The organism is Chitinophaga sp. (genome assembly GCF_035564935.1).
GTDB lineage: Bacteria > Bacteroidota > Bacteroidia > Chitinophagales > Chitinophagaceae > Chitinophaga.
The window spans coordinates 1-6,939 of the sequence record NZ_DATMTE010000164.1; the positions used below are offsets into that span (position 1 = coordinate 1).

Annotated in this window: 5 protein-coding genes; all 5 read left to right on the forward strand. The window is 47.6% G+C overall.

The genetic code is table 11. From position 1 onward, the window contains the following. Positions 1 to 89 precede the first annotated feature (89 nt). The 5 genes from VN105_RS04415 (at position 90) to VN105_RS04435 (ending at position 6,935) form a co-directional block, all read left to right on the forward strand. Entirely contained in the window at positions 90 to 1,454 is a 1,365-nt protein-coding gene (locus VN105_RS04415; protein ID WP_325638317.1) for a UDP-N-acetylmuramate--L-alanine ligase, read from the forward strand. A gap of 31 nt (positions 1,455 to 1,485) precedes the next feature. Next, positions 1,486 to 2,259 carry a 3'-5' exonuclease gene (locus tag VN105_RS04420; RefSeq protein WP_142683165.1) on the forward strand — a complete coding sequence of 258 codons (774 nt, stop codon included), beginning with the start codon at positions 1,486 to 1,488 and terminating at the stop codon, positions 2,257 to 2,259. Between the two features lie 72 nt (positions 2,260 to 2,331). Next, complete coding sequence (locus VN105_RS04425; protein WP_325638320.1) at positions 2,332 to 3,072, forward strand: polyprenol monophosphomannose synthase; 741 nt, start codon at positions 2,332 to 2,334, stop codon at positions 3,070 to 3,072. A gap of 80 nt (positions 3,073 to 3,152) precedes the next feature. Continuing rightward, positions 3,153 to 4,028, forward strand: a complete 876-nt coding sequence (locus tag VN105_RS04430) for a DMT family transporter (protein ID WP_325638321.1) — start codon at positions 3,153 to 3,155, stop codon at positions 4,026 to 4,028. Between the two features lie 60 nt (positions 4,029 to 4,088). Then, positions 4,089 to 6,935 carry an alpha/beta hydrolase family protein gene (locus tag VN105_RS04435; RefSeq protein WP_325638323.1) on the forward strand — a complete coding sequence of 949 codons (2,847 nt, stop codon included), beginning with the start codon at positions 4,089 to 4,091 and terminating at the stop codon, positions 6,933 to 6,935. The last annotated feature ends 4 nt before the right edge of the window (positions 6,936 to 6,939 follow it).

Here is a 6,939-nt window from a genome sequence, read left to right on the forward strand (position 1 = left end):
GTCTTTTGTAACGTTATATTTGCAAATATAGAAAATACATTAAAAAAAACAACAATGTAATTTTCGGCGGGCCGAAAATACCCAGCATTATGACAAAAGTACATTTTATTGCTATCGGTGGCAGCGTAATGCATCAGTTGGCCATAGCGCTTAAAAATAAAGGTTACCAGGTAACCGGCAGCGACGACGAAATTTTCGAACCGGCATTGTCAAACCTCCAACAGGCGGGCATATTACCGGCCAGCACCGGCTGGGATCCCGCCCGGGTAACGCCGGACCTCGATGCAGTCATCCTCGGTATGCATGCCCGGGACGACAATCCCGAGCTGATAAAGGCCCGGGAACTACAGTTGAAAATTTATTCTTTCCCTGAATACATCTACCAGGAAAGTAAAAATAAAACAAGGGTAGCCATCGGCGGAAGTCATGGCAAAACCACTACCACGGCCATGGTAATGCACGCTTTGCAGCTCAGCCATCAGGCGTTCGATTACCTGGTAGGCGCCCGGCTCGAAGGCTTTGCGCAATCCGTAAATATTACGGACGCCCCTGTAATTGTATGTGAAGCCGATGAATATCCTGCTTCCGCCATTGAAAAAAGGCCCAAATTCCATTTCCTGCACCCGCAAATCGCTGTATTAACGGGTATTGCATGGGATCATATCAACGTATTTCCTACCTACGAAATATATAAAGAGCAGTTTGCCATTTTTATCAGGCAGATGGAACCCGGACAGGTGCTGATCTACAACAGTACGGACCAGGAACTCGTTAGCCTGGTAACAGCCACCGGCGGCCACCTTAAACTGGTACCCTATGCATTGCCGGAACACACCATTACCAACGGCGTAACCCGTGTTACTTTTGGGGAACACACCGCCAGCCTGGAAGTTTTCGGCGACCATAACCTGCTGAACCTCCATGCCGCCAAACTGGTTTGTAATGAACTTGGGCTAACAGATGCACAATTTCTGGCTGCAATTGCTACCTTTAAGGGCGCTGCAAAAAGACTGGAACTGGTAGCAAAAAACGACCATTGCGTTATTTACCGTGATTTTGCACATGCGCCTTCTAAAGTGAAGGCCACTATGGAAGCCACAAGGAACCAGTTTCCTGAAAGAAAACTGATTGCCGTACTGGAATTACATACTTATAGCAGTTTAAATGCAGATTTCCTGGAGCAATACCAGGGTGCGCTCGATACAGCAGATATCGCTGTTGTATTCTACAGCAAACATGCACTCGAAATAAAGAGAATGCCGGACCTGGCGCCGGAGCTGATTGCACAACGCTTCGGCCGTAATGACCTCCATGTTTTCCACAACCGGGAAACACTGGAAACATTCCTGGCCGCACAGCAATACCAGGATACCAACCTGCTGCTGATGAGCTCCGGTACTTACGATGGCCTCGACTTTAGCAAACTGAAAGCATTATTGCCGTCTGACAAGTAAATACATTAAACAAAATTATAAATTATTCATAATGCCTTCTTTGCTCCTCAAAAGGCCGCTGGCCGTAATCGATCTTGAAACCACCGGAACCAACGTGGCTTCGGATCGTATCATTGAAATTGCTATCATTAAAGTGTTTCCGGATAAAACCACACAGTCGAAAGTGAAACGCATTAACCCCGGAATGCCGATCCCCGCCGGATCTACAGCAATTCATGGTATTAAGGACGAGGATGTAAAAGACGCACCTTCCTTTAAACAGGCGGCGCATGAACTGAAACAGTTTATGGAAAACTGCGACCTGGCCGGGTATAACTCCAATCGTTTTGATATTCCCTTACTGGTAGAGGAATTTCTGCGGGCAGATATTGAATTTGACGTATCTAAACGCAAATTTGTGGATGTACAGCGCATCTTCCACCTGATGGAAAAACGTACCCTGGGCGCCGCTTATAAGTTTTACTGCGATAAACAGCTGGAAAACGCACACAGCGCCGAAGCAGATGCACTGGCTACCTACGAGATCCTGGAAGCCCAGCTGGGCCGCTATGAACAGCTGCAACAGGATATTGACTCACTGGCCGATTTCACAAAAGAAGAAGATTATATCGACTTTGCACGCCGCCTCGTGATGCAGGGCGGTCAGGAAGTGTTTAACTTTGGGAAATACAAAGGCCGCTCCGTGAGGGAAGTGCTAAAGGCTGAGCCGCAGTACTACGACTGGATGATGAAAGCGGACTTTCCACTCAATACCAAACAAAAACTGACTGAGATCTTCCATAATATGATGTTAAAAAAAATGTAATGTTATCGGGGAACATCATATCTTGCGCCGGAATTGAATTATTTTCGCAGTCCAAAAATATCATCTGCTGAATTGGAAAAGCTTGTCATCATTCCTACGTACAATGAAAAGGATAACATCCGGAACATCATTGACGCTGTATTTTCCTTACAGCAGGATTTTCATGTTCTTATTGTGGATGACGGATCGCCCGACGGCACCGGCGCTATTGTAAAATCGCTTCAACAGCAACACCCCGCCGAATTGTTCCTGGAAGAAAGATCCGGCAAACAAGGTTTGGGTACGGCTTATATCCATGGTTTTAAATGGGCATTAGCCAGGGGTTACCGGTACATCATTGAAATGGACGCGGATTTTTCGCATAACCCGAAAGATCTTCCCCGCCTGTATGATGCCTGCGCCAAAGAAGGAGCAGATGTATCTGTAGGTTCCCGCTATGTAAAAGGCGGTAAAACCGAAAACTGGCCCTGGGACCGGGCCGTACTTTCATACGGCGCCTCCATTTATGTAGGCATGATCACCTGGATGCCGGTAAAAGACCCCACCGCCGGGTTTGTATGTTACAGCAATACGGTATTGGAGTCCATTAACCTCGACCAGGTACAGTTTGTAGGCTACGCTTTCCAGATTGAAATGAAATTCACCGCCTGGAAGCTCGGCTTCAAAATAAAGGAAGTACCTATCACCTTTAAGGACCGGAAAGAAGGGTACTCAAAAATGAGCAAAGGCATCGTAAAAGAAGGCATACTCGGCGTACTCAAAATTCAATGGCAAAGCCTCTTCCGCAACTATAAAAGAAGATTGCAGAATTAATAGAATCATTACAATTGCATAGCATTTAGGGACCCGTTCATTCATAAAATGAACAGGTCCCTAAATACATTTAACGGACCATGAAAAAAGCATTTCTCCAGCTACACCTTTCGGTATTCCTGGCTGGATTTACAGGGATATTGGGTAAACTGATCTCCCTTAACGAAGGACTACTGGTATGGTACCGGTTACTGATCACCTCCGTTACTTTATACATTTTATTCCGCGTCCAGGGCACCTTTAAAAAACTTCCCTGGAAAGATATCCTGCCCATCGGCGGCACCGGTGTGATAGTAGCACTGCACTGGCTTTTCTTTTACGGCAGTATCAAATATTCCAATGTATCTATTGGCGTGATCTGCTTTTCGCTCACCAGCCTGTTCACCGCCATATTTGACCCGCTCATCAACAGGCGCCGTTTTGATGTAGCTGAAATGTTACTGAGCATGCTCACCCTCCTGGGCATCCTGCTCATTTTCCATTTCGATACCCAATACCGCACCGGCATTATCCTTGGCATTATTTCCGCCATGTTTGCCGCACTGTTCACCGTATTCAACAAGCGGCTGATCAAACGTTTTGATACCTACACCATTACTTTTTATGAACTGTCCACAGGTTTCATTGTGCTCAGTATAGCCATGCCGTTATACCTTTACCTGTTCCCCGTTCCTTCCCTCCTGCCCTCTTCCATGGATATCATTTACCTGCTGGTGCTGGCCTGGTTCTGCACCGTGCTGATGTATCTGCTGAGTATGAGCGCGTTAAAAAAGATATCCCCTTTTACGGTGAACCTTTGCTTCAACCTGGAACCGGTTTACAGCATCGTGATGGCATTTGTGCTGTTCCATGAAAATAAGTTTCTGAATAACGCATTTTATGTGGGACTGGGTTGTATCATTCTTTCTGTTGGGCTGCAAATGCTGCGTGTGGCAAAGGGCAAAACGGCGTCGTAATACCCCCGCTCATCCTCATTTATTTGTAACTTGAGCGCCGTAATCATTATTTTAGCGCTTATGAGAAAAGTTTTATTAGGGGTATCCCTCCTGGGCTCCTCCCTTTTTACCTATGCACAACAACCTGCAAAAAAGCCGCTGGATCACAGTGTTTACGACAGTTGGCAAAGCATTGGCACTAAACTGATCAGTAACAACGGACAGTGGGTGGTGTATGCAGTATTACCACAGGAAGGCGATGCCCAACTGGCGATCTATGACCGGAAAACCGGTCAGACTATCAACATTGACCGTGGCAGCAATCCTGTTATTACAGAAGATTCCCGCTACGTGATCTGCAGTATTAAACCTTTTTTTAAAGATACCCGTGAAGCAAGGATCAAAAAAAAGAAAGCAGCAGAAATGCCGAAAGACTCCCTGGCTATCATCGCATTGGGGCAACCGGGCATCGTGAAAGTTCCGGGGGTGAAGTCTTTTAAAACACCTGAAAAAGGCAGCGGCCTGCTTGCTTACCTGCTGGAAAAACCCGCCGCAGATACCGCCAGGAATAAAGGCCATAAAGCAACTAAGCCAGGCGGCGATAATGATCGCGCTGATGACGATAAAACTCCCGCTGCCGGCAGTGAAAGCGGCACACTGGTGATCCGTCAGCTCCTGAGCGGCATACAGGACACCGTAAAAAACGTTACCCAATTCACGTTCAGTAAACCCGGTAACCAACTGCTCATTGAAACAAAGGCAGATAAAAAAGATTCATTGTCGCGCAACGGCGTACTGCTGTGGCACACCGCCGGCAGAAAAGCCACTGCACTGAGCAGCGGCAACAGCGACTACAAACAATTTGCATTCGATGAAAAAGGAGAACAGGCCGCCTACTTCGGTACCCGTGATTCTTCCAAAGCATTACAGCAATTCTATAAACTTTACTATTTCAAACCCGGGCAGGACAGCGCCTATGAAGTAGCTGATAAAAACAGCAGCGGTATTCCGGCTAACTGGAGCATCAGCCCCAACAGCCTGATCTATTTCAGCAAAGACGGTCAGCGTCTTTTCTTCGGCACTGCCCCTATACTTCCCGTGAAAGATACCAACATCGTGGATTTTGAAGTAGCCAAAGTGGATATCTGGAATTATAAAGATGATTACCTGCAACCCATGCAGTTAAAAAATGCGGATAAAGAACTGAAGAGAAGTTATGCGGCGGTATATTATCCCGGCAGCAAACGCGTGATCCAACTGAGCGATAAAGACCTCGAAACCGTGATCACCGCTGCGGAAGGGAACAGTTCCTACGCCCTCGGCTATACGGATAAAGGAGAACGTATTCCCATGCAATGGGTAGGCCGTACACTCAAAACAGCGTACCTCGTTAACATCAACGACGGCACGAGAAAAAAGATCAAAGAAAAGCTGGACGGCCGCTTTTTCATCTCCCCTAACGGAAAATATATCATCTGGTACGACCTGGTAAACCGGGAGTGGTTCAGTTACAATAACGCCACCGGCGTGGCAGTAAGCATCAGCAAAAATATTCCCGCAAAAGTATTTGACGAGGAAGATGATCACCCTGATGTACCGGACTCATATGGCATTGCAGGGTGGATGAAAGATGATAGTTACGTGTATATCTACGACCGCTACGATATCTGGCAAACAGATCCTGCCGGCAAAGCGGCGCCGCTGAACATTACCAATGGCATTGGCCGGAAAAACAAGATCCGCCTGCGTTACCAGCAACTGGACCGGGAAAAGAAATTTTTCCTGCCCGGCGATCGCCTGATGCTCACCGCCTTCCAGGACAGCACCAAATACAATGGCTTCTATTCGCTGGACCTGCCGCGTAAATCCGGCAGATCCGCTAACCTGCAGCCGGTAGTACTTGGCCCTTATGCTTATACTGATCTGCTGAAAGCAAAGGATGCCAATGTATTTTCGTATACCCGTAGCCGGTATGAGCTTTCTCCTGATGTTTTTACGGGAGATGATATCGCGAAGGCTACACAGATCAGTCATACCAATCCCCAGCAGCAGGAATACAACTGGGGCGCCGCATCGCTGTATAAATGGACCACCTTCAGCGGCAAACCCGCAGAAGGCATTCTTTATAAGCCCGAAAATTTTGACAGCACCAAACAGTACCCGGTGATCTTTTATTTCTACGAGAAATTAACTGATGGCCTGTACAGTTACCAGGCGCCTGCGCCAACCCCATCGCGGTTGAATATTTCATTCTTTGTAAGTCGCGGTTACCTCGTATTTGCACCGGATATCAGCTATGAAAATGGTTATCCCGGTAAAAGCGCCTACGACTATATTGTGAGCGCCGCAGAAGACCTGGCAAAAAAGCCCTGGGCAGATGGCAAAAATATGGGCATCCAGGGCCAGAGCTGGGGCGGCTACCAGGTGGCTTTCCTCATCACGCAAACCAACCTCTTCAAAGCTGCATGGGCAGGCGCTCCTGTAGCCAATATGACCAGCGCCTATGGCGGCATCCGCTGGGAAAGCGGCATGAACAGGCAGTTTCAATACGAACATTCACAAAGCCGCATCGGCGCTACCTTATGGGAAAAGCCTGAATTGTATATTGAAAACTCACCGTTGTTCAACCTCCCACGGGTGAATACGCCGGTGGCTATCATGGCAAACGATGCCGATGGTGCCGTACCCTGGTACCAGGGCATTGAAATGTTCACCGGTTTACGTCGTTTAGGCAAGCCCGTATGGCTGCTGAATTACAACAACGAAGCGCATAACCTCATGCAACGCCAGAACCGTAAAGATATTCAGCGCAGGGAACAGCAGTTCTTTGACCATTTTCTGAAAGGTGCGCCGGCTCCGCAATGGCTGGAAAGCGGCGTGCCTGCTACAGAAAAAGGTATCAACTGGGGCTGGGATCTGCAACAGTAAGTTA

What these genes read in the sequence shown, in the direction of transcription:
- VN105_RS04435 (WP_325638323.1), top strand. Translation starts at nt 4,089, where the DNA reads ATGAGAAAAGTTTTATTAGGGGTATCCCTCCTGGGCTCCTCCCTTTTT.
- VN105_RS04420 (WP_142683165.1), top strand. Translation starts at nt 1,486, where the DNA reads ATGCCTTCTTTGCTCCTCAAAAGGCCGCTGGCCGTAATCGATCTTGAA.
- VN105_RS04415 (WP_325638317.1), top strand. Translation starts at nt 90, where the DNA reads ATGACAAAAGTACATTTTATTGCTATCGGTGGCAGCGTAATGCATCAG.
- VN105_RS04430 (WP_325638321.1), top strand. Translation starts at nt 3,153, where the DNA reads ATGAAAAAAGCATTTCTCCAGCTACACCTTTCGGTATTCCTGGCTGGA.